The organism is Ferrovibrio sp., from assembly GCF_036381655.1.
Classification (GTDB): domain Bacteria; phylum Pseudomonadota; class Alphaproteobacteria; order Ferrovibrionales; family Ferrovibrionaceae; genus Ferrovibrio.
In genome coordinates, this window is the sequence record NZ_DASVCJ010000041.1 from 37,774 (window position 1) to 58,227 (window position 20,454).

Annotated in this window: 20 protein-coding genes and 1 pseudogene; 16 read left to right on the top strand and 5 right to left on the bottom strand. The window is 66.7% G+C overall.

Annotated features, from left to right (window positions below):
* The first annotated feature begins 41 nt into the window (after positions 1-41).
* On the top strand, positions 42-995 hold the full coding sequence (locus VF194_RS08985) for a DUF2333 family protein (RefSeq protein WP_330890161.1): 954 nt from the start codon (positions 42-44) through the stop codon (positions 993-995).
* A gap of 72 nt (positions 996-1,067) precedes the next feature.
* A complete protein-coding gene (locus tag VF194_RS08990; RefSeq protein ID WP_330890163.1) occupies positions 1,068-1,565 on the top strand; it encodes a universal stress protein in 498 nt (165 codons plus the stop codon).
* 446 nt (positions 1,566-2,011) lie between these two features.
* Here the strand turns inward: VF194_RS08990 and VF194_RS08995 are convergent, their stop codons facing one another.
* Entirely contained in the window at positions 2,012-3,280 is a 1,269-nt protein-coding gene (locus VF194_RS08995) for an adenylate/guanylate cyclase domain-containing protein (RefSeq protein WP_330890165.1), read from the bottom strand.
* 173 nt (positions 3,281-3,453) lie between these two features.
* Here VF194_RS08995 and VF194_RS09000 point away from each other — a divergent pair, with 173 nt between their 5' ends.
* From VF194_RS09000 to VF194_RS09025, 6 genes are all read left to right on the top strand, one after another.
* Positions 3,454-4,041: a NifU family protein gene (locus VF194_RS09000; protein WP_330890167.1), complete on the top strand. Its 588-nt coding sequence runs from the start codon at positions 3,454-3,456 to the stop codon at positions 4,039-4,041.
* 147 nt (positions 4,042-4,188) lie between these two features.
* The gene (locus VF194_RS09005; RefSeq protein ID WP_330890169.1) at positions 4,189-5,415 is read left to right on the top strand and encodes a glucosaminidase domain-containing protein; all 1,227 of its coding nucleotides are present in this window, start codon (positions 4,189-4,191) and stop codon (positions 5,413-5,415) included.
* Between the two features lie 229 nt (positions 5,416-5,644).
* Complete coding sequence (locus tag VF194_RS09010; protein ID WP_330890171.1) at positions 5,645-6,148, top strand: RT0821/Lpp0805 family surface protein; 504 nt, start codon at positions 5,645-5,647, stop codon at positions 6,146-6,148.
* Between the two features lie 49 nt (positions 6,149-6,197).
* Positions 6,198-7,163, top strand: coding sequence for a tetratricopeptide repeat protein (locus VF194_RS09015; RefSeq protein ID WP_330890173.1), 966 nt, complete (start codon positions 6,198-6,200; stop codon positions 7,161-7,163).
* Positions 7,164-7,178: 15 nt separating this feature from the next.
* Positions 7,179-8,150 carry a J domain-containing protein gene (locus VF194_RS09020; RefSeq protein ID WP_330890175.1) on the top strand — a complete coding sequence of 324 codons (972 nt, stop codon included), beginning with the start codon at positions 7,179-7,181 and terminating at the stop codon, positions 8,148-8,150.
* A gap of 171 nt (positions 8,151-8,321) precedes the next feature.
* On the top strand, positions 8,322-9,152 hold the full coding sequence (locus VF194_RS09025; protein WP_330890177.1) for an N-acetylmuramoyl-L-alanine amidase family protein: 831 nt from the start codon (positions 8,322-8,324) through the stop codon (positions 9,150-9,152).
* 29 nt (positions 9,153-9,181) lie between these two features.
* Here VF194_RS09025 and VF194_RS09030 read toward each other — a convergent pair whose 3' ends face one another.
* Positions 9,182-10,084 carry a LysR family transcriptional regulator gene (locus tag VF194_RS09030; protein ID WP_330890180.1) on the bottom strand — a complete coding sequence of 301 codons (903 nt, stop codon included), beginning with the start codon at positions 10,082-10,084 and terminating at the stop codon, positions 9,182-9,184.
* Positions 10,085-10,207: 123 nt separating this feature from the next.
* Between VF194_RS09030 and VF194_RS09035 the strand changes: the two genes are divergently transcribed.
* Complete coding sequence (locus VF194_RS09035) at positions 10,208-11,374, top strand: mandelate racemase/muconate lactonizing enzyme family protein (RefSeq protein ID WP_330890182.1); 1,167 nt, start codon at positions 10,208-10,210, stop codon at positions 11,372-11,374.
* A gap of 19 nt (positions 11,375-11,393) precedes the next feature.
* On the opposite strand, the gene VF194_RS09040 is transcribed toward VF194_RS09035, so the two are convergent.
* Positions 11,394-12,704, bottom strand: a complete 1,311-nt coding sequence (locus VF194_RS09040; RefSeq protein ID WP_330890184.1) for an RsmB/NOP family class I SAM-dependent RNA methyltransferase — start codon at positions 12,702-12,704, stop codon at positions 11,394-11,396.
* Positions 12,705-12,842: 138 nt separating this feature from the next.
* Between VF194_RS09040 and rpe the strand changes: the two genes are divergently transcribed.
* The 3 genes from rpe to VF194_RS09055 are packed head-to-tail and all read left to right on the top strand — an operon-like array spanning position 12,843 to position 15,777.
* Positions 12,843-13,520 (top strand): ribulose-phosphate 3-epimerase, encoded by a 678-nt coding sequence (gene rpe, locus VF194_RS09045; protein ID WP_330890185.1) that lies wholly within the window; start codon positions 12,843-12,845, stop codon positions 13,518-13,520.
* Positions 13,517-15,232: a heparinase II/III family protein gene (locus VF194_RS09050; RefSeq protein ID WP_330890187.1), complete on the top strand. Its 1,716-nt coding sequence runs from the start codon at positions 13,517-13,519 to the stop codon at positions 15,230-15,232. The genes rpe and VF194_RS09050 overlap by 4 nt, the downstream gene beginning before the upstream one ends.
* Positions 15,229-15,777, top strand: coding sequence for a HutD family protein (locus tag VF194_RS09055; protein ID WP_330890189.1), 549 nt, complete (start codon positions 15,229-15,231; stop codon positions 15,775-15,777). Before VF194_RS09050 ends, VF194_RS09055 begins: the two co-directional genes overlap by 4 nt.
* A gap of 67 nt (positions 15,778-15,844) precedes the next feature.
* Here the strand turns inward: VF194_RS09055 and VF194_RS09060 are convergent, their stop codons facing one another.
* Positions 15,845-16,840: an adenosine kinase gene (locus VF194_RS09060; protein ID WP_330890191.1), complete on the bottom strand. Its 996-nt coding sequence runs from the start codon at positions 16,838-16,840 to the stop codon at positions 15,845-15,847.
* Between the two features lie 74 nt (positions 16,841-16,914).
* Between VF194_RS09060 and VF194_RS09065 the strand changes: the two genes are divergently transcribed.
* The 4 genes from VF194_RS09065 (at position 16,915) to VF194_RS09080 (ending at position 20,318) form a co-directional block, all read left to right on the top strand.
* Positions 16,915-18,363, top strand: a complete 1,449-nt coding sequence (locus tag VF194_RS09065) for an amidase (protein WP_330890193.1) — start codon at positions 16,915-16,917, stop codon at positions 18,361-18,363.
* Positions 18,364-19,047 carry an EI24 domain-containing protein gene (locus tag VF194_RS09070; RefSeq protein ID WP_330890195.1) on the top strand — a complete coding sequence of 228 codons (684 nt, stop codon included), beginning with the start codon at positions 18,364-18,366 and terminating at the stop codon, positions 19,045-19,047. It begins immediately after the preceding gene.
* A gap of 214 nt (positions 19,048-19,261) precedes the next feature.
* Positions 19,262-19,756: a polymer-forming cytoskeletal protein gene (locus VF194_RS09075; RefSeq protein WP_330890197.1), complete on the top strand. Its 495-nt coding sequence runs from the start codon at positions 19,262-19,264 to the stop codon at positions 19,754-19,756.
* A gap of 40 nt (positions 19,757-19,796) precedes the next feature.
* Entirely contained in the window at positions 19,797-20,318 is a 522-nt protein-coding gene (locus VF194_RS09080; RefSeq protein ID WP_330890199.1) for a hypothetical protein, read from the top strand.
* A gap of 9 nt (positions 20,319-20,327) precedes the next feature.
* Here the strand turns inward: VF194_RS09080 and VF194_RS09085 are convergent.
* Positions 20,328-20,454: pseudogene (locus tag VF194_RS09085) on the bottom strand (IS5/IS1182 family transposase); the annotation flags it as partial.

Here is a 20,454-nt window from a genome sequence, read left to right on the forward strand (position 1 = left end):
CCCCAGATTCGTCAGACCCGCCCCGCAACCGGCCTGTTGACATGACCGATCCTTCCGCTTCCTTCTCCGCCGGTCTGCGGCGCCGCTGGCCGCTTCTCGCCGCGGTCGCGCTCGTGCTGATCTTCGGACTGTATTACCCGGTCGGCATGCTGCTGACCCACAAGATCGACGACCGGCTCGACTACCAGGTTCCGGCCGCCGACATGACCCAGGGCGGCAGCTACAGCGTGGCGATGGCGGCGGCCCTGATCGACCGCGAGGTCAACCGCAACGGCTGGGTCGCCAACGATCCGTTCTTCCTGCCGGGCTCGGTGCTGGACAACATGCCGAATTTCCAGCTCGGCATGATCCATGCGCTCGGCCGCTTCGCCTTCCAGCTGGTGGATCAGATCGGCCGCACGCGCGGCTCGAGCCAGACCGACAGCGACCTGCAGGAGGCCGCCGGCCTGCTGCAATATTCCGGCACCAAATGGATCTTCGATTTCTCCACGTCCCTGCTGCCGACGGCGAAATCGGAGGACCAGTACCGCAAGGCGCGCCGCGCGCTGCTCAGCTACAATACGCGGCTGGCGCAGGAGAAGGCGGTGTTCGAACGCCGCGGCGACAATCTGCAGGCGACGCTGGAGCGCATCGCGCTCGATATCGGCTCGTCATCCGCGGCGATCGACCGCCGCATCCGCGAGGGCAGCCATCTGTGGATCGACATGCAGGGCGACGACGTCTTCTACAGCGTCAAGGGCCAGCTTTATGCCTATTACCTGCTGATGCGCGAGATGAAGCAGGATTTCTCCAATGTGATCCGCGACCGCGAATTGGGCGCCACCTGGGATCAGATGATGGCCTCGTTCGCCGAAGGCGCCTCGCTCAGCCCGCTGGTGGTCTCGAATGCCAAGGCGGATGCGGTGATTTTGCCCAATCATCTCGCCTCGATGGGATTCTACGTCGAACGGGCGCGCACGCAGATCTACGAGATCGTCAATATTCTGCAGAAATAACTCCGTTGCGGGAGCGTTTTTGCATGACATTGGGGATTGCTTCAGCCCGGAGAGCAATGGCAGCCTAGGCGCATGAGCGAAACGGCGGCAGCCAGAAAATCCGAAGCCAAGCGGCGCAGCAAATTCCTCGTCATCGTCGACGATACCGAGGAGGTGCGCGTCGCCGTGCGCTATGCGACGCGGCGCGCCCGCAACCTGCGCTGCGGCGTGGTGATGCTGCGCGTCATCGAGCCGGTCGATTTCCAGCAATGGGCCGGCGTCGCCGAGATCATGCGCGAAGAGGCGCATGACGCCGCCGAGGCGCTGCTGCAGAAACTGGCCGAGCAGGTGAACCAGGAATCGGGCATCATGCCCGAACTGATGATCCGCGAAGGCATGGCGCGCGAGGAAATCCTCAAGCTGATCGAGGAAGAGCCCGACATCCGCATGCTGGTGCTGGCGGCGGCGCCGAATGCCGAGGCGCCCGGCCCGCTGGTCACTGCCTTCGCGCAGATGGCCGGCACGCTGAAATTTCCGATCACGCTGATCCCCGGCCATCTCTCGGACGAGCAGATCGACCGGCTGACGTAGGAAGTGGAATTGTGAATAGTCGTCGCTCCCGCGAAAGCGGGAGCCCAGTCTCTGGATGCCCGCTTTCGCGGGCATGACGAAAAACGGGCATGACGAAAAAAGAGGGTGGGGTGCTTAGCTCATCTCGGATCGATCGCCCTGGCGTTCAATCTTCACATCATAGCTGGGCGGCTTTCCACGAAATGCGCTGCTAAGAAGGTTAAGTAGTGTAGTGCCGACTCTAACAAGGATGACTAGACCTAAATACCGTGAAAAAAATTTCGATGCGGCTGAATGCATAGGCGGCGGCACCGCCGGCAAGCAAAATCAAAATAAGATAGCATTGTACCGTCCATACCACATTGCCTATCCCCCAAGGGGTGTTTCTGTTGTATGCCTGCCATTTGCATATAGCGCAGGTGGTGCTTGTGGGCATCAGGGCAACAAGCCATGAATGGGCGATCGCCTCACTCGTAGCCCGCGAAGCTTTCGGGCGGCAGCGTGAACAGCTCCTGCGGCTCCTGCACGCCGCGCAGCACATGGAAGCCGAGCGAGAGGATGGCGCGGTCGCGCACTTCCTCGGCGAAGGCGGCCGACGCCAGCAGCGGCCGGTCCAGCACCTTGGTCTGGGTCTCCACCCGCGCCACCTCGTTGACGGCGCGGCCGATCACGGTGAAATCGAGCCGGTCCTTGGCGCCGATATTGCCGAACACCACCTTGCCGACATGCAGGCCGATGCCGATGCGCAAGGGCGGCGCGCCCTCGATGCCGCGGCCCTGGTTCAGCTCGTGCAGGCCGGCAAAGGCATTTTCGGCGGCGATGAGCGCGCGGCGGCAGGCATCGCCGCGCGTCTTGCCGTCCTCGACGCGGAAGATGGCGAGCAGGCCGTCGCCGATGAATTTCAGCACCTCGCCATCCTCGGCCTGGATCGGCTCGGCCATGGCGTCGAAATAGCTGTCCAGCGTCGCCACCACGTCCTGCGCGGTATGGCGGTCGGAATAGGCGGTGAAGCCGCGCAGGTCGGACAGCCAGATCGCCGCCTCCACCTCGTAGCCCTGGCCGCGGCGGAAATTGCCGTTCAGCACGCGCTTGGCCGGGCCGTGGCCCAGATAGGTCTCGAGCAGGTCGCGGGTCATGCGCCGCGCCGCCTCGATCTCCAGCCGGATCGAGATCAGCGGCATCAGCTCCATCAGATAGCTCAACTCCTCGGCGCGGAAGCCGCCGGGCCGGTCGGTGGTGAAGCTCATGAAGGAAATGTTGGCGCGGCCGTCGGCGCTCATGCCTGGACCCTGGGTGAAGCGCATCGGCAGCGCGATATAGTCGGTTGCCCCCAGCGCCTTCAGGTCGTGCAGCACGCCGAAATCGAGCGGCGCGCCGGGATCGTCCAGCCGGCGGCGCACGGCGGCGGCGCCCTGGTGGATCACGTAGATCGGCGAATTCAGATATTCGCCGGACTGGCGCACCTCGTGGCCGCGTTCGCTCGTCGCGACGCCCTGGCCGCGCGTCCAGGAGAAGCCGCGGGTCAGCGTCAGGGGGTGCATCGACGGCAGACCGGTATTGACCCGCAGCAACGGCAGGCCTTCATCGAGCAGGCGGCGGCAAAATCCGTCGATCAGCTCGCTCATCGGCAGCACGATGCCGGCATGATCGATCAGCCAGCGCGCCGCCGGCGACAGCGGAAGGCGCGAATCGGGCCAGCTCGGCACCCGCAGAACCCCCATCGGCTCCTGGCTCATGGATTCACAGCCCTGGGGAAAACCCTCGATTTTATCCACATTGGTTAAAAATCTTTCTACAGGCGTCTCGGCAGCGCAAGTTTGTTGCTCTGCCCCAGTATTGCCCAACTTATCTCCCTTGATATTTGCGGACCCCCCGACCAATTTCCAGTCACCTTTTTGCGGACCCATTGATGTTCATTCAGACCGAAACCACGCCCAATCCGGCGACCCTGAAATTCCTGCCCGGCCGCGACGTGCTGCCGGCGGATCATGCTGCCGGGCAGGCGGGCGCTAGCGCCAACTTCACCAGCGCCGAGGCCGCCAAGGTTTCGCCGCTGGCGACGCGGCTGTTCGCGGTGCCGGGCGTGGAGGGCGTCTATCTGGGCAGCGATTTCATTACCGTCACCAAGTCCGCGGCGCAGGACTGGACCGAACTCAAGCCGGTCCTGCTCGGCGCGATCATGGAGCATTTCATCGCCGGCCGGCCGGTGATGAACGACGCCGCGCCGCAGGCTGCGGCGGAAGACGAGCAATACGATCCGGCCGATCGCGAGATCGTGCTGCAGATCAAGGAATTGATAGACACGCGGGTCCGTCCCGCAGTGGCACAGGATGGCGGCGACATCATCTTCCGCGGCTTCGAGCGGGGTGTCGTCTTCCTGCACATGCAGGGGTCTTGCGCCGGGTGCCCGAGTTCCACCGCCACGTTGCGCTATGGCATCGAAAACATGCTGAAGCATTACGTGCCGGAGGTGTCCGAAGTCCGGGCCGTTCAGTAGTACCCCGGCCGGCTCGGGTCTAGAGCCGGCTGGTTTCACGCGTTTCCTGGTGGGGGATCGCACAAGGGCAACGCCCTCGTGGTCTCGACGATGTTGTTGTCGGGATTGCGCGTCGTTACGGCGTTGAGAACTGTGGAGGTTTGACCCATGTCGGCAAGTCGCGACCGGCGTTTGCTTGCTATAGGCTCTGATGTACGGCTGGTTCTGGTCGGCTTCGGCACGTTGCTTGCCGTCGGCCTGGCCTCCGGTATCGGCGTCGGCCTCCTGTCCAGCCGTCAGCTGACCCGCGCCCCGCAGGTCGCCATCGAGCCGGCAGACGCAAACGCCTCGCTCAGCGCCAGCGTGCATGACGCCTGGGACCGCCTGCGCCAGATCGCGCAGATGGACTGGCGCGCCGTGGTCGAGCCGGCACGCCAATTGGCCGAGCGCACCGCCGTTCCCGAGCCGACCGAGAGCGCCAATACCGCCGCCGTGCCGGTCGTCTCGCCGGAGGAAGCCGCCCGTCGCGTCGCCGAGGGCCGGCATCTGTCGCCGCGCCGCACGGCCTTGCGCGCCAATCCCGCGCGCACGGTCGATGCCATGCTGCGCCGCTTCGACCAGCAGGGCTTCGATCTCAGCGAGGCCAGCAGCAGCGGCCAGCTTGAAGTGCCGCGCATCTTCCTGACTTCGCTGCCGCTCGACATCGCCGATGTCAGCATCACCGAAAAGCGCAAGCGCGCCTTCATCAACGTCATGCTGCCGCATATCCTGCGGGAAAACGAGCGCATCACGGCCGACCGCCAGCGGCTGGAAGGCCTGCATGAGCGCCTGCAATTCGGCGGCAGCCTGAGCCAGCGCGATCAGGCCTGGCTGCAGCAGCTCGCGAACCGCTATGGCCTCGACGAGGTCGATATCGACGAACTGCTCAACCGCGTCGATGTGATTCCGCCGGGACTGGCGCTGGCGCAGGCCGTGGAGGAGTCCGGCTGGGGCACCTCGCGTTTCGCGCAGCTCGGCAACGCGGTTTACGGCCAATGGACCTGGAATACCGGCTCGGGCATCGTGCCGGAGAACCGGCCGGACGGCGAAACCTACGAGGTCCAGCGCTTCAGCAGCCTGGAGAACTCGGTCGCCGCCTATATGCGCAATCTCAATACGCGCTCCAGCTATCGCGAGTTCCGCGAGGCGCGCGCGAAGATGCGCGATGCCGGCGCCGATCTCGACAGCTACAGCCTGGCCAGCCATCTGCGCCGCTACTCGGTGCGCGGCGAGGATTACATCCGCACGCTCCGCTCGATCATGCGCTCGAACAGCCTCGATATGTTCGACGGCGCCAGGCTGGCGTCCCAGCCGGCCTCGATCCTGAGTACCATCGGCTTTTCCGAGAAATCCTAGCGCCGGCGCAAGCTAGCCGCGCGCGCTGCGGCGGCGAATCGCGCCGGCGAACCCTCGCGGCGAGGGAGTGGGGCTTGTCCGCCGATTTCAGTTTGTCGCGCCACCTTGCGGCGCATGGAGTCTGGCCAATATACTTTATGCGCGGGATTGCCGGCGCGAATCGCGCCGCTCCTGCTGCCGCGCGCTCGGCAGTAACGGTATAGGGCAAGGCTAAAGAGGTAATCTCAGTATGACATTCGGTTCGATCGCTGCACCCCGTGCGGTGCTTGCTGCCATGGTCGTTGCCGCCTTCGGTCTGGCCGGCTGTGAAAACGGCCAGGGGCCGGAGATGAACAAGGAGAATATCGGCACGGTGCTGGGCGGTATCGGCGGTGCGGTCATCGGCTCGGCCTTCGGCAAGGGGACCGGCCAGCTGGTCGGCGTCGCCGCCGGCGCCCTGGCGGGCGCCTATCTGGGCAACCAGATCGGGCAGTCGCTGGACAAGGCCGACCGGGCGGCGATGGAGCGCGCCAGCCAGCAGGCGACCACCGCCCCGGTCGGGCAGACGATTTCCTGGCGCAATCCCGATACCGGCCATTCCGGCACGGTGACGCCGACCCGCGAGGGCACCGCCAGCAATGGCGATTATTGCCGCGAGTTCCAGCAGACCGTGACGATCGACGGAAAGACCGAGAAGGCCTATGGCACCGCCTGCCGCCAGCCGGATGGCAGTTGGAAGATCGTCAATAGCTGACCGTCCGATGCAGCCCCGCCGCGCAACCCGCCCCCCGGCAGCCATAGCGATGGCTGCCGCGGCCGTCGGGATGTTGCTCGCCGCGCCGGCCGGGGCACCGCCCGCGTGGGCTCAGGATGCCAGGATCGAAAACGCCAGGACCGAAGCCCGCGACGCGGCCCCGACGGATCCGTTCAGCCGCGGCGTGAAGGCCTTCGAGGCGGGCGACTATCAGACGGCCTACCAGGCCTGGCTGCCGCTCGCCGAGCATGGCGACGTCGCGGCGATGCGCAATATCGGCCATCTCTATCGCTGGGGCCGTGGCGTGCCGAAGGATATCGGCCAGGCGATCACCTGGTATCGCCGCGCCGCGGAAATGGGCTTTGCGCGGGCGCAGGCGAATCTCGCCGACATCTATCTGCAGGGCGAAGGCGTGCCGGTCGATTATGCCGAGGCGCTGAAATGGTTCGAGGCGGCGGCGCGCCAGGGCCATGCGGTCGCACAGTATAACCTGGGCCTGATGTACGAGCTCGGGCTTGGAGTGGAGAAGAACGAGGCGATTGCGCTGGGCTGGTACAACAATGCCGCCAAGGCGGGCCAGCCGGATGCGCTGGAACGGCTGTCGCTGCTGGTGATGAACAACAAGATGGCGCCGTCGGACCGGCCGCCGGAGGACAAGCCCGAAAACAGCACCGGCGAAGCCTCGCCGGCGCAACCGACAGCGGCGCAATCGACAGCGTCCCAGGCAACGGCGGCGCAGCCAGCAGCGGCGCAGCCGATGCCCGCGCAATCCCCGCCGCCGCAGCCGGTATCCGTCGAGACCGCGCCGGCGCCTGTCGAATCGGGCGTTGCGGCCGCAACGAAAGAGTTGCCGGCGCAGCCGCCCGCCGAACCGCAGCCGGCGGCCGCGAAGGAACGACGCAGTCTGCTTGGCAGCATCTATTCGGCGATCAGTTCGGGCGGCGGCGTTTCGCTGCCCGATCTGTTCGGCGGCAACGCGCCGCCGGCCGAGGATGCGGAGCGGCGGCAGCCATGACGCGGAGATTCCACCATGCGTGACCCCTATGAGGTGCTTGGGGTGGCACGCGGGGCCAGCCAGGACGACCTTCGCAAGGCCTATCGCAAGCTGGCCAAGGAGTTCCACCCCGACCGCAATCCGGGCAATCCCAAGGCGGCCGAACGGTTCAAGGAGATTTCCGCCGCCTACGACATCCTCGGCGATGCCGACAAGCGCGGCAAATTCGACCGCGGCGAGATCGATGCCGCCGGCCAGCCGCGGGCGCAGGGCTTCTATCGCGGCGGCCCGGGCGGGCGGCCGGGTGCCGGCGGCCGGCAAGGTCCGGGAGCCGGCTTCGATTTCGGCTTCGGCGCCGAGGGCGCGGAAGACATCTTCGATGAAATCTTCGGCCAGATGCGCCGGCCGCGCGGCCCCGGCGGCTTCAATGCCGGCGGGCGGCGCACCACGATGCCGCTGCGCGGGGCCGACCGTCATTTCAACCTGAAGATCGGCTTTCTCGATGCCGCCCGCGGCACCAAGCGGCGCCTGACCCTGCCCGAGGGCAAGCAGATCGACGTCACCATCCCGGCCGGGCTGGCCGATGGCCAGCAGATCCGCCTGCGGCATCAGGGCGAGCCGGGCCGCAATGGCGGCGAGGCCGGCGATGCGCTGATCGAGGTCACGGTCGAGCCGCATCCCTTCTTCACCCGCGAGGGCGACGACATCCATCTCGAACTGCCGATCACCCTCGACGAGGCCGTGCTGGGCGCCAAGATTCCGGTGCCCACCATCGACGGCATGGTGGCCGTCACGGTGCCGAAAGGCGCGAGCTCGGGTACGACTTTGCGCCTCAAGGGCCGCGGCTTGCAGATCAAGGGCGGCGCCCAGGGCCAGCGCGGCAATCAATATGTAAAGCTGAAGATCGTCCTGCCGGACAAGCCGAACTCGGCGCTCGAGAAATTCATCGAGGGCTGGGTGAAGACCAACAAATACGACGTCCGCGCCAAGTATACGGTCGAAGGCTGACCCGGCCCGGGCCTGCCGCCGAATTCGGATTAACGAAGTCTTCACCATTCCGCTGCAGCTTAAGTGGCGGACAACGTTCGCATTACAGGCTTGCGGCGGAGTCCGGCGGGCAACTATGGTTGGTCCCGCACATACCGATTCGCGTGGGGATTCGATCGGTTGGTAGGACACATGTATACGCGGCGGCTCGTCATCACCTCTTTGCTCGGCCTGCTGGGGACGGCGGCTGCCGGAACGCCCGCCGCGGCGGCGCGCCGCGCGCGCGCGCCGCTGCCCGAGAGCAAGCCGCAACCGCCCGCTGCGAAAATCGCCCGCCGTCCGGCCGTGCTGGTTCTCGACCCCGGCCATGGCGGCCGCGATCCCGGCGCCATCGGCGTCACCGGCACCGAGGAAAAGGACGTCACGCTTTCGATCTGCAAGCACATCCAGCAGCAACTGGCGCCGCGCAAGGACATCAAGGTGCTGCTGACGCGCGATCGCGATGTCTATGTCACCCTGCCCGGCCGCGTCGCTTTCGCCCATGAGCATGAGGCCGATCTGTTCATCTCGATCCATGCCGATGCGGCGCCCAATCATGCCGCGCGCGGCCTGTCGGCCTATTCGCGCTCGGAGCGGGCTTCCGATACCTTGGCGCGGCAGCTGGCCGACCGCGAGAACAGCGTCGATACCATATTCGGCTTCGATACCTCGCATACCGACAAGCAGACCACCGCGATCCTGATCGACCTGGCCCGGCGCCATAGCCGCAATGCGTCGCTGCTGGCGCAACGCCGCATCGTCAAAGGCATGGGTCATGAGGTGCGGCTGCTCGAGAATCCGATGCGCTCGGCCAATTTCGCCGTGCTGCGCTCGCCCGCCGTGCCCTCCGTGCTGATCGAGACCGGCTTTTTGAGCAATCCGCAGGACGAGCGCATCCTGCGCAATGCGCAGAGCCGTGCCAAGCTTGCGCATTACCTCGCCAAACAGATCGCCTCGGTGACGCTCGATCTGCGCGAGGCCTGAGCCAGCGCCGCGTGGCGCCGGCGCGGCGTCTAATTCGCCGTTTCCAGCAGGGACCAGAAGCCTTCCGCCGCCGCCGAAAGCCGTTCGCGCGGCCGATAGAGACGGATTTCGACCGGGATGCTCCAGTCCGCGTCGCCGGCCGCCACCAGGGCGCCATGGGCAAGATCCTCGTCCAGCAGGCTCATCGGCAGCCAAGCCAGGCCTCTGCCGTCGCGCGCCATCGCCTGCAGCATGGTGGCAAGCGGCGAGATGAAGACGGCGCGCAGCTTCGGCGTGCCGGCCTCGCGGGCCGCCAGAACGCCGGCGACGATGCGGCCCATGCCGGATTCGTCGCTATAGGTCAGCTGCGGCAGCGCCTCGGCGCCGCTGTCGATGGCAAAGCGCGGCCGGCCATCGGCGGCCGGAGCGCTGACCGGCACCAGCCGGTCTTCCGCCAGCACCTGATAATGGAAGCGCTCCGCCGGCAGGCGGTTCGCCACAATGGCATGGCCGTGGCAGAGCAGGAATTCGGCCTGCCCCTGCAGCAGCGCATCCTCGCAGGCGCGCATGCTGTCCGACAGCAGGCGGATGGCGCCGAAGCGCTGGCGCTTTTCCAGCTTGCGCAGCCAGTCGGGAAAGAAGGTCAGCGACAGGGCATGGGTGGCGGCGAAGGCGAGGCGGGCATCGGCCTCGCGGCCGGCCTGGCGCGCCTCGTCGCGCGCCTGGTTCAGGCGCCGCAGCGTCTCGCGCGCCTCGGGCTGAAAGCGCCGGCCGGCTTCGGTCAATGCCACCGGCTGGCTGCCGCGGTCGAACAGGGCGGCGCCGATCCAGTCTTCGAGGGCGCGGATGCGGCGGCTGAAGGCCGGCTGCGTCATATGCCGGCGTTCGGCGGCCCGGGAGAAGTTGCCGCTCTCCGCCAGTGCCAGAAAGTCCTCGAGCCAGTTCAATTCCATGGTTGCTGCGATACGGGATCGGAATAAGACCATCCGAATCTGGCATTGGCCGAGCCGCGCTGTCCATGTTTATGCTGCGGCCGAGCGCGCGATTTCCCGTCTCGCCTTTCTGCCGAGGATGCCATGCGTATTGTCGAAGTCCGTGAAAAGACCGTCTCGATCGCTTCCCCCATCGCCAACGCCTATATCGACTTCTCCAAGATGACCTGCTCGGTGGTCGCCGTGATCACCGACCAGGTGCGGGACGGCAAGCCCGTCGTCGGCTACGGCTTCAATTCCAACGGCCGCTACGGCCAGGGCGCGCTGCTGCGCGAGCGCTTCCTGCCGCGCCTGATGGAGGCCAAGCCCGACAGCCTGATCGATGCCGAGCACGCCAATCTCGATCCGTTCAAGATCTGGGCGACGGTGATGACCAACGAAAAGCCCGGCGGCCATGGCGAGCGTTCGGTCGCGGTCGGCACGCTGGACATGGCGGTGTGGGATGCCGTGGCGAAGATCGAGGGCAAGCCGCTCTGGCGCCTGCTGGCCGACCGCTACCGCAACGGCGTCGCCGACGGCAGGGTCTGGGTCTATGCCGCCGGCGGCTATTATTACCCCGGCAAGGATCTCTCCGCGCTGCAGGACGAGATGAAGAGCTATCGCGACCGCGGCTATCGCGTCGTGAAGATGAAGGTCGGCGGCGCGCCCCTGGCCGAGGATCTGAAGCGCATCGAGGCGGTGCTGAAGATCGTCGGCGACGGGCAGAATCTGTGCGTCGACGTCAACGGCCGTTTCGACATCGAGACCGCCATCGCCTTCGGCAACGCGATCAAGCCCTACAATCTCTTCTGGTACGAGGAGGTCGGCGATCCGCTCGACTATGCGCTGCAGGCGGAATTGTCGCAGCATTACGAAAAGCCGATGGCGACCGGCGAGAATCTCTTCTCGATGCAGGATGCCCGCAATCTCGTCCGCTATGGCGGCATGCGGCCGGACCGCGACTGGCTGCAATTCGACTGCGCGCTCAGCTACGGCCTGGTCGAATACCTGCGCACCCTCGCGATGCTGCAGGAGCATGGCTGGTCGAGCCGGCGCGTCGTTCCGCATGGCGGCCACCAGATGTCGCTCAACATCGCCGCCGGCCTGCATCTGGGCGGCAATGAAAGCTATCCCGACGTGTTCAAGCCCTTCGGCGGTTTCGCCGATGGTATCCGGGTGGAAGATTCCTATGTGGGATTGCCGCAGGTGCCCGGCGTTGGCTTCGAAGCCAAGGCCGAACTCTACAAGGTGATGCAGAGCCTGCTGGACTGATTGGCCGGCATTCCGCTTCCTAGGTCTCCTTCCGCACCGCGGCGATGAAGAAGCCGTCCATGCCGCCGCGCTCGGGCCAGAAGCTGGGCAGCGTGCGCAGGCAGCCGTCCTGCGTCGTCGCCTGATCCGGCAGGCCGAAATCGGCCGCCGACAGCGGCTGCAGCCGGGCCCGGGGCAGGGCGCGCAGCGTCTCGAGCTGCGCTTCGCCTTCCTCCGGCTGCAGCGAGCAGACGCAGTAGATCAGATAGCCGCCGGGCTCGAGGATCGTCCAGGCATGCGCGATCAGGCGCCGCTGCAACTGGCTGAGCTTGGCGATATCGGCTTCGCTTTTCAGATGCGGCAGGTCGGGATGGCGGCGGATCGTGCCGGTGGCCGAGCAGGGCGCATCGAGCAGCACGGCATCGAAGGTCTCCGCCGGCAACCAGGCTTCGACATCGGCGCAGACCACCGAGGCCATCAGCCGCAGGCGGTCGAGATTGGCCTTCAGTCTCTGCAGCCGCGATTCCGAGCGGTCGATGGCGGTCACCGCCGCACCGAGCGAAGCGAGCTGCGCCGTCTTGCCGCCCGGGGCGGCGCACAGATCGGCGACCGTGCGGCCCTGCAGCGCGCCGCCGGGCAGCCGCGCCAGCACCGCGACCGGCAGCGCGGCTGCGGCATCCTGCACCCACCAGCCGCCCTCGTCATAGCCGGGCAGCATTTCCACCGGACCGGGTTTCATGCGGCGCAGCGATCCGCTCGGCAGCACCTCGGCATCCAGCGTCGCCGCCCAGTCATGCAGATCGCGGCCCGGCCGGTTGCTCTGCACGCTGATGTCGAGCGGCGCCTCCTGCAGATGCGCCTGCGCAATGGCGCGCGCGCCGGCCTCGCCGTAAGCCGCCGTCCAGCTTCGCCACAGCCAGTCCGGCGTGTTCAGCCGGGCAGCATCCTGACCGGCAAGCAGCGCGCCGCCCTCGTTGGCGATCCGGCGCAGCACCGCGTTGACCAGTCCGCGCGCCTTGCTCTGGGCCGCCGGCAGAATGTCGACGGCACCGTGCACGGCGGCATGGGGAGGCGCGCTCAGGAACAGCAGTTCCGCCGCGCCCATGCGCAGCGCCTCGCCGGGCAGTCCCTTGGGCCACTGGCTGAGGAAATTGCGCAAGGCGGCGTCGATCTGGCCACGCCGGCGCAGCCCGGTGGCGACCAGCCGGCGCACGAAGGCGCGGTCGCGTTCGGCCAGCCCGGCGAAGCCGCTTTTCGGATCGGCCAGGGCGTCGTCCAGGGCGCGGCCGCGTTCCAGCACCATGCCGAACAGGCCGGCGGCGACCATCCTGGGATTTGGCGAAACGGACATGTTTTTGTTCTAGACCCGGATTTCTGCTCCGTCGAGGCGCCAGGGCAGCCGGCCAAGGCGACATGCAAGGGATTCGTGGCCAAAGGAAGGCAGTGGCTTCGCTTGGCGCAGGGGCGAGAAACTGCTAAGCCTCAGCCCATGCCGCAGCAGCCTATCCGAATCGCTCCGTCCATCCTGTCCGCCGATTTCGCCAAGCTGGGCGAGGAAGTCGCCGCCATCGACAGTGCCGGCGCCGACTACATCCATATCGACGTGATGGATGGCCATTTCGTTCCGAACCTGACCATCGGCCCGGCTGTCGTCGCCGCCCTGCGGCCGCATACCAAGAAGCCCTTCGACGTGCATCTCATGATCTCTCCGGTCGATGCTTTTGTTCCGCAATTCGCGGAAAGCGGCGCCGATATCATCACCGTGCACCCGGAAGCCGGCCCGCATGTGCATCGCACGCTGCAGCTCATCCGCAGCCTGGGTAAGAAGCCCGGCATTTCGCTCAATCCGGGTACGCCGGTGGAGGTGGCGCTGAGCGTGCTGGACATGGTCGATCTGGTACTGGTGATGAGCGTCAATCCTGGCTTCGGCGGTCAGAAATTCATCGCCAGCCAGCTCGAGAAGATGCGCATCCTGCGCCGCGCCATCGATGCCTCGGGCCGCGCCATCGACCTGGAGATCGATGGCGGCATCAATGCCGAGACGGCGCAGCTTGCCGTCGATGCCGGCGCCGACGTGCTGGTCGCCGGCACCGCCAGCTTCCAGGGCGGGCCGGCCGCCTATGCGCGCAACATCGCGCGGGTCCGCGCCGCGCCCAAAGCTGCGTGACCGTTGGCGTGGTCGCCGCGCCATTGCAGGATAGCATCTGGCTGAAGCTGCTGCGGCGCCTCGCCGCCGCCCTCTACAGCCGGCGCGCCTATGACTGGCTGCTGCCCGGCAAGGCGCCGGTCGAATTGCCGGTGTTGCCGGAGGAATCCTGGCCCGGCCAGCCCGCCAAGGCCGACCGCCTCTTCCAGGGCCGTTTCATTTTCGCCGGCCTGGAAGTGCGCTCGCCGCATACGGCGCCCTGGAGCGTCAGCGCCGAGCAGCTCAAGGTCGACGAAGCCAGCTTCGCCGCCTGGGCGGCCGAACTGCATGGCTTCGGCTGGCTGGCCGACTTCGCCGCCCAGGGCGGCGAGATGGCGCGCCGCATGAGCTGTTCGCTGCTGGTTTCCTGGCTGGAGCGCCATCGCCGCATCCAGGGCCTGCCCTGGCGCGCCGACCTGGCCGGACGGCGGCTGGTGAACTGGCTCAGCTATGCGCATTTTCTGCTGCAGGATGCCGACGAGCGTTTCGCGCATGATTTCCTGCTCGCCATCGCGCGCCATGCCGCGCATCTGGGCCGCGCCGCCCGGCTGGCCCCGCCGGGATTGCCGCGCTTTTCCGCCCTGCTTGGCCTGGCCTATGCCGCCGAATGCCTGCCGCCCGATGCCAGGCAGGACAGCGCGCAGCACAAGCAGGCTGCGATCCGCGATCTTTGCGTGGCGCTGGATGCGCAGGTGCTGGCCGATGGCGGCCATGTCAGCCGCAATCCCGCGCATGTGCTGGCGCTGCTGCGCGACCTGGTGCCGCTATGGCGCTTTTTGCGAGCGATCGATCCCGAGCGGGCCGGCCTGCTGCAGCCTTATCTCGACCGCATGGCGCCGATGCTGCGCTTCTTCCGCCACGGCGATGGCGGCCTGGCGCTGTTCCACGGCAGCGACGAGGGGCGTGCGGCCGAGATCGAGCGCGTGCTGGACGCCTCGGAGGCGAAGGGCAAGCCGCTCAGTTCGGCCAGCCTGAGCCGGTTCGAGCGCGCCGTCGCCCGGCGCAGCCTGCTGCTGCTCGATACCGGCAACCCGCCGCCGGCCATCATCGGCGCGCAGCCGCATCGCGGTCTGCTCGCCTTCGAATTCAGTCAGGGCAAGGATCGCCTGATCGTCAATTGCGGCGCGCCGCGCCGGGTCGGCAGCGGCCGTACCGCCGATTGGGCGAATGCGCTGAGCGGCGTGGCGGCGCATTCGACCCTGGTGCTGGGCCGCGTCGAGCCCGAGCCGGCGGCACGGATCAGCGCCGTGCGCCATGAACAGGACGGCAATATCTGGTTCGAGCTGGAACATGACGGCTGGGCGGCAGCCTATGGCGGGCGCCTGTATCGCCGCCGGCTGTTCCTCGCCGCCTCCGGCGAGGATCTGCGCGGGGAGGAAACCGTGACCGCGGGGGCGGCCAATGCCGTGCCGGTCGAGGCGGTGCTGCGGCTGCATCTGCATCCCGGCATGCAGGCCTCCCTGCTGGGCAGCGGCGATACCATCATCCTGAAGACCGCCAGCGGCCAAGGCTGGCGTTTCCGTAGCGGCGGCGGCGTGCTAAGGCTGGAGGACAGTATCTATTTCGGCCAGGGCGAGGCCCAGCAGGGCGGCGGACTGGGCGCAGAGGCGCGCCGCACGCAGCAGATCGTCATGGCCGGTTCGGCGGGCGGGGAAGATCTGGTTTTCAAATGGGCTCTGACCAAGGTGGGATGAAGCGAAGGCCAGCAGGCGACGCAGCGGCAGGGGGCGGGCAGAAAGGCGGCAGCCGGCTGATCCGGCTTTCGGATCTGCAGCCGCAGCCCTGGCAGAATGGCGGCGGCGTCACCTACGAGATCGCCGCCGATCCGCCGCTGCGGCCGGGCGCGCCGGTCAATCCCAAGGATCTGCTCTGGCGGGTCAGCCGCGCCGAAATCCGCCAGGACGGCCCCCTTTCCGCCTTTCCCGGAATGACGCGCTGGATCGTCCTGCTGGACGGCGCCGGCCTCACCCTATCCTTTGCCGAGCGCGGCAAGCTTACGCTGGGCGAGACCTGCAAGCTGGAGCAGTTTCCCGGCGGCAGCATCGCGCATTGCGCCCTTTTGAGCGGCCCCTGCACCGTGCTCAATCTCTTTGCCCATGAGGAATTGCCGATGCGGGTCAATCTGGTGCACAGCCGCGCGCCCTTGCCCTCGCTCGATCACGCCATCGTCTCGGCCCACGGCGTCTCGCTCCGGCTGGACGAGCGCCATGTGCTCAACGCCGCCGTCGCCGTGGTGTGAGGCATAATCAAATTGAATCGGACAGACTGTGGTCATCCGGCGCCGCGCGCGCCGGAATGCCATCCGCCTATCCCTGCAGCGCCAAATCGATAAAGGGTTTCAGCGGCTTCTGCGGCCGCGGGCCGATATGGCTGATCACTTCCGCGGCGCAATGGCTGCCGAGCCGGCCGCAGGCATGCGGGTCGAAGCCATGCGCGAAGCCATAAAGAAAGCCGGCCGCATAGAGGTCGCCGGCGCCGGTGGTATCGATCACGTTCACATCGGCTATGGCGTCGATGATATGCACCGCGCCGTCGGCGAGGATCACCGAGCCTTTCTCGGAACGGGTCAGGACGGCGATGTCGACATGGTGATGCACATGCTGCAGCGCTTCGTCGAAATCCTGCGTCTCGAACAGCGATTTGATCTCCGCCTCGTTGGCGAACAGGATATCGATGTGATGCTCGACCAGGTGGCGGAATTCGGCGCGGTGGCGATCGACGCAGAAGCTGTCCGATAAGGTCATCGCCACCTTGCCGCCGGCGTCATGGGCGAGCCGCATCGCCTTGCGCATCGCATCCTTGGCCTGCGGCTGATCCCACAGATAGCCTTCCAGATAGGTGATCTCGGCCTGCGCGACGGCGGCGGGCTCGACATCGTCGGGCGACAGGTCGATCGAGGCGCCGAGATAGGTGTTCATGGTGCGCTGCGCGTCCGGCGTGACCATGATGAGGCAGCGCGCGGTCGACGGCCCGTCGGTGGCCGGCGGGGTGTCGTAATGCACGCCCAGGCCGCGAATGTCGCGGATGAAAACCTCGCCCAGCGGGTCGTTGCGGACTCTGCCGATGAACTGCACCTTGCCGCCCAGCGCCGCGAAGCCCGCCGCGGTATTGGCGGCCGAGCCGCCGGAGCATTCCACCGTTTCGCCCATGCTGCCGTAAAGCTGCTCGGCGCGGCCGCCATCGATCAGCGCCATGCTGCCCTTGGTCATGCCGTTTTCGTCCAGGAAATCGTTGTCGACCCGGGCGAGCACGTCGACGATGGCATTGCCAAGCGCAAGCAGCTGGAACGGTTTATCGGCCATATGGAAGCTTCCCCGATGCGGTTGATTGCCGGTAATCTCCACTTCTGTAGCGGTTCGCCAGGAGGAAGGCAAATATGGACGATGTGATCCGGATGACGGCGCGGCAGGCGGTGGCGGCGCTGAAAAGCCGCGAGGTGAGCCCGGCAGATCTGATTGACGCCGCCGCCAAGCGCATCGCCGCCGTCGAGCCGCAGGTGAATGCCCTGCCGACGCTCTGCCTCGACCGCGCCCGTGCCGCTGGTGGCGCTCTCACGCCGCCCGATCCGGCGCCGCCCGGCTATCTCTACGGCCTGCCGATCGCCATCAAGGACCTAAGCGAGGTCGAGGGCGTGCGCACCACCTGGGGCAGCCGCGCTTACGAGACGCATATCTCGACGCGCTCCGACTATTCCGTCGAGCGGCTGGAAGCCAATGGCGCCATCGTGATCGCCAAGGCGAATACGCCGGAATTCGGCGCCGGTGCCCAGACCTTCAACGCGGTCTTCGGCACCACCACGAATCCCTGGAATACCGCGCTTACGCCGGCCGGCTCGTCCGGCGGCTCGGCGGTGGCGGTGGCGACCGGCGAAGTCTGGCTCGCCGATGGCTCCGACCTCGGCGGCTCCCTGCGCACCCCCGCCAGTTTCACCGGCATCGTCGGCCTCAGGCCCTCGCCCGGCCGGGTTCCCTTCGGGCCGCGCGCCATGCCGTTCGACACCATGTCGGTGCATGGGCCGATGGCCCGCAATGTCGGCGATTGCGCCTTGCTGCTCGACGCCCAGGTCGGCAGCGATGCCCGCGATCCGCTCAGCCTGCCCAGGCCGGAAAAGGCTTATGTCGATGTCGTCGACCATGCCCTGGCGGTCGGCCGGCTGCCGTCGCGTTTCGCCGGCGGCTGCCGCCTCGCCTTCTCGCCCGATCTCGGTCTGTGTCCGGTGGATGCGGAAGTGGTGGAAATCTGCGCCGCCGCGGTGAAGAGGCTGGTGCAGCTCGGCGCCCATATCGGCGACGATGCGCCCAATTTCAACGGTGCCGAGGAATGCTTCCAGGTGCTGCGCGCCGCCAATTTCGCCGCCTCGGTCTGGCCGCGCATCGCCGGCAAGACCGACCTGATCAAGCCGGAAGTGATCTGGAACGCGGAAAAAGGCCTGAAACTGACCGGCGAGGAGATCGCCAGGGCGCAGCAGCTGCGCGGCGCGATCTACAATCGCCTCACGGCTTTCTTCGAGAAGCACGATTTCCTCGCCCTGCCTGCCGCCGTCGCGCCGCCTTTCGATCATCGCCTGCGCTATCTGGAGGAAATCGGCGGCCGCAAATTCGACACCTATATCTCCTGGCTGGTGCTGACCTTTGCCATCACCCTGACGGGCACGCCGGCGATTTCGATCCCGGCCGGTTTCACCAAAAGCGGCTTGCCGGTCGGATTGCAGATCGTCGCAAGGCCGCGCGGCGAGGCCGAATTGCTGGCGTTTTCCGCCATTCTCGAAGCCGAACTCGGCCTGGCCGCGCGGCTGCCGATCGATCCGGTCGCCGGTGCCGCCTAGATGTCGATGATCGCCGCATCGATGCGTCTGGCACTGGCGCAATTGCCGGATCCGGCATTCCGCCGCGTGCTGGTCCGCTCGCTGCTGATCAGCATCGCCGTTTTCGCCGCTTTGGCGCTGGTGCTGTGGTTCGGCATCGCCAGTCTTCCGGAGACGGATCGCACCTGGCTGCACTGGCTGATCGGCTTCGTCTCGGGCCTGGGCTTTTTCGTCGGCATGCTGCTGCTGTTTCCCGCCGTGATGACGGCGGCGATCGGCCTGTTTCTCGACGACATCGCCGATGCGGTGGAGCGCCGCTATTATCCGCACGAGGCGCGTGGTCAGCCCCTGGCATTCTGGCCGGCTTTGTGGGGCAGCGTGCGTTTCCTGCTGGTCGTCATCGGCGTCAATCTGCTGCTGCTGCCGATCTATGGCGTGCTGATCTTCTTTCCGCCGCTGATGTACGGACTGTCGTTGCTGGTGAACGGATTCCTGGTTAGCCGCGAATATTTCGAAGTGGTCGCGTGGCGCTACCTGCCGCGCAAGGAGGCGGATTACCTGCGCAAGCGATATCGCGGTGATTTGTGGCTGTGCGGTGTAATTATTGTGCTTCTATTAACCATTCCTCTGATAAACTTCCTTGTGCCGATTGTAGCGACGGCCTTCATGGTTCACGTCTATAAGAGGTTGCGGGCAACGGAATGACCGGAGGGGTTTTACCGGGGGATTAGAGGAGTCTGTGCTAATGTTTGGTCGCAAAAAACCGAACACCCAGGAGGCGGCGTCGCAAAAACACGAGCCGCCCAAGACTGAGAAAGTTGACGACGTTCCGCCGATGCCCGCGCATCTGCGCCCCGTCAACAAGCCTGTTCTGCCATCCAATACCTCTGCGTCCAGCAGCAAACCGGGAAACGCCGCCATGACCGAATCTTCCACGCCGACCTTCCGCCCCGAAATCGCCAAGCGCCCCGCCGTCGACCTGCCCAAGGCGGTCGTTCAGGCCACGGCTTCGGCCATGCCCTCCTCGGGCGCGGCCGCGAGCAAGAGCGAGCATCCCGATCCCAAGGTGCTGCTGATCGGGCGCGAGATTTCGCTGAGCGGCCAGATCACCGCCTGCGACAAGGTGATCGTCGAAGGCAAGGTCGAGGCGCAGCTGACCGACAGCCGCTTCGTCGAGGTCAGCGAGAGCGGCCAGTTCAAGGGTTCGGCGGAAGTGGAAGAAGCGGAAATCCGCGGCCGCTTCGAGGGCCGCCTGAGCGTGCGCGGCCGGCTTCTGATCCGCGGCAGCGGCAAGGTCTCGGGCGAGATCGCCTACGGCCAGATCGAGATCGAATGCGGCGGCGAGATTTCCGGCACGGTGCAGACCGTTGCCGCCGGCAGCAACCGTTCGTCGTCCTCCGCCGCGGCCGAGTAAGCCGCCGGTCGCAGTCCATCGATTCAGGCGCGGATTCGCCATGACTGGTCACGGCGCGCCGCGCCTGCTTGTTTTCGCTTGTCTTCTGCTGGCGCTGGCGGCCTGCGGTCAGCCGGCGGCCCCGGTGGCCGAGTCCCAGGAGCCGCTCGATCTCGCCCTGCATCCGGCGCCGGACCGTCCGCAAACCAGCGGTCCGCGCCGGCCGGTCAGCGCCGACGTGGTGCGCAAGAGCGAGGCCGAAGCGCGCGCCCTGTTCGGCGCGCCGGCGGCGGTGCGGCGCGAGCCGCCGGGCGAGGTCTGGCAGTATCTCGCCGAGACGCCGCGCTGCGCGCTTTTGCTGTTCTTCTATCCCGACGAGCCGGGCGCCGAGGGCCGGGCCGGCCGGCTGCGCGTGACGCATGCCCAGGTGCTGAGCCGCCGGCGCGGCCAGACGGTCGACGATTCCGAATGCCTGGCCGCCCTGCTCAAGACGCCGATCCCCAGCGTCGAGCCGGCGCCGCCTTCGCCAGGCTCCTCTTCGTCAGACGCCTCTCCGTCAGACTCCCCTTCGCCCGGTTCCTAGGGTGTGTCGTCAATTGTATGAGAGGATGGCGGCGGCGAGCTTTGTGGCTGCTGCGAAATGGTCGGCTCGTTTGTCGTAGCGGGTGGCGATGGCTCGGAACTGCTTGAGGCGGCAGAAGAAGCGCTCGATGCGGTTA

Coding starts and splice junctions, on each gene's coding strand:
- VF194_RS08985 (WP_330890161.1), top strand. CDS start 42: ATGACCGATCCTTCCGCTTCCTTCTCCGCCGGTCTGCGGCGCCGCTGG.
- VF194_RS08990 (WP_330890163.1), top strand. CDS start 1,068: ATGAGCGAAACGGCGGCAGCCAGAAAATCCGAAGCCAAGCGGCGCAGC.
- VF194_RS08995 (WP_330890165.1), bottom strand. CDS start 3,280: ATGAGCCAGGAGCCGATGGGGGTTCTGCGGGTGCCGAGCTGGCCCGAT.
- VF194_RS09000 (WP_330890167.1), top strand. CDS start 3,454: ATGTTCATTCAGACCGAAACCACGCCCAATCCGGCGACCCTGAAATTC.
- VF194_RS09005 (WP_330890169.1), top strand. CDS start 4,189: ATGTCGGCAAGTCGCGACCGGCGTTTGCTTGCTATAGGCTCTGATGTA.
- VF194_RS09010 (WP_330890171.1), top strand. CDS start 5,645: ATGACATTCGGTTCGATCGCTGCACCCCGTGCGGTGCTTGCTGCCATG.
- VF194_RS09015 (WP_330890173.1), top strand. CDS start 6,198: ATGGCTGCCGCGGCCGTCGGGATGTTGCTCGCCGCGCCGGCCGGGGCA.
- VF194_RS09020 (WP_330890175.1), top strand. CDS start 7,179: ATGCGTGACCCCTATGAGGTGCTTGGGGTGGCACGCGGGGCCAGCCAG.
- VF194_RS09025 (WP_330890177.1), top strand. CDS start 8,322: ATGTATACGCGGCGGCTCGTCATCACCTCTTTGCTCGGCCTGCTGGGG.
- VF194_RS09030 (WP_330890180.1), bottom strand. CDS start 10,084: ATGGAATTGAACTGGCTCGAGGACTTTCTGGCACTGGCGGAGAGCGGC.
- VF194_RS09035 (WP_330890182.1), top strand. CDS start 10,208: ATGCGTATTGTCGAAGTCCGTGAAAAGACCGTCTCGATCGCTTCCCCC.
- VF194_RS09040 (WP_330890184.1), bottom strand. CDS start 12,704: ATGTCCGTTTCGCCAAATCCCAGGATGGTCGCCGCCGGCCTGTTCGGC.
- rpe (WP_330890185.1), top strand. CDS start 12,843: ATGCCGCAGCAGCCTATCCGAATCGCTCCGTCCATCCTGTCCGCCGAT.
- VF194_RS09055 (WP_330890189.1), top strand. CDS start 15,229: ATGAAGCGAAGGCCAGCAGGCGACGCAGCGGCAGGGGGCGGGCAGAAA.
- VF194_RS09060 (WP_330890191.1), bottom strand. CDS start 16,840: ATGGCCGATAAACCGTTCCAGCTGCTTGCGCTTGGCAATGCCATCGTC.
- VF194_RS09065 (WP_330890193.1), top strand. CDS start 16,915: ATGGACGATGTGATCCGGATGACGGCGCGGCAGGCGGTGGCGGCGCTG.
- VF194_RS09070 (WP_330890195.1), top strand. CDS start 18,364: ATGTCGATGATCGCCGCATCGATGCGTCTGGCACTGGCGCAATTGCCG.
- VF194_RS09075 (WP_330890197.1), top strand. CDS start 19,262: ATGACCGAATCTTCCACGCCGACCTTCCGCCCCGAAATCGCCAAGCGC.
- VF194_RS09080 (WP_330890199.1), top strand. CDS start 19,797: ATGACTGGTCACGGCGCGCCGCGCCTGCTTGTTTTCGCTTGTCTTCTG.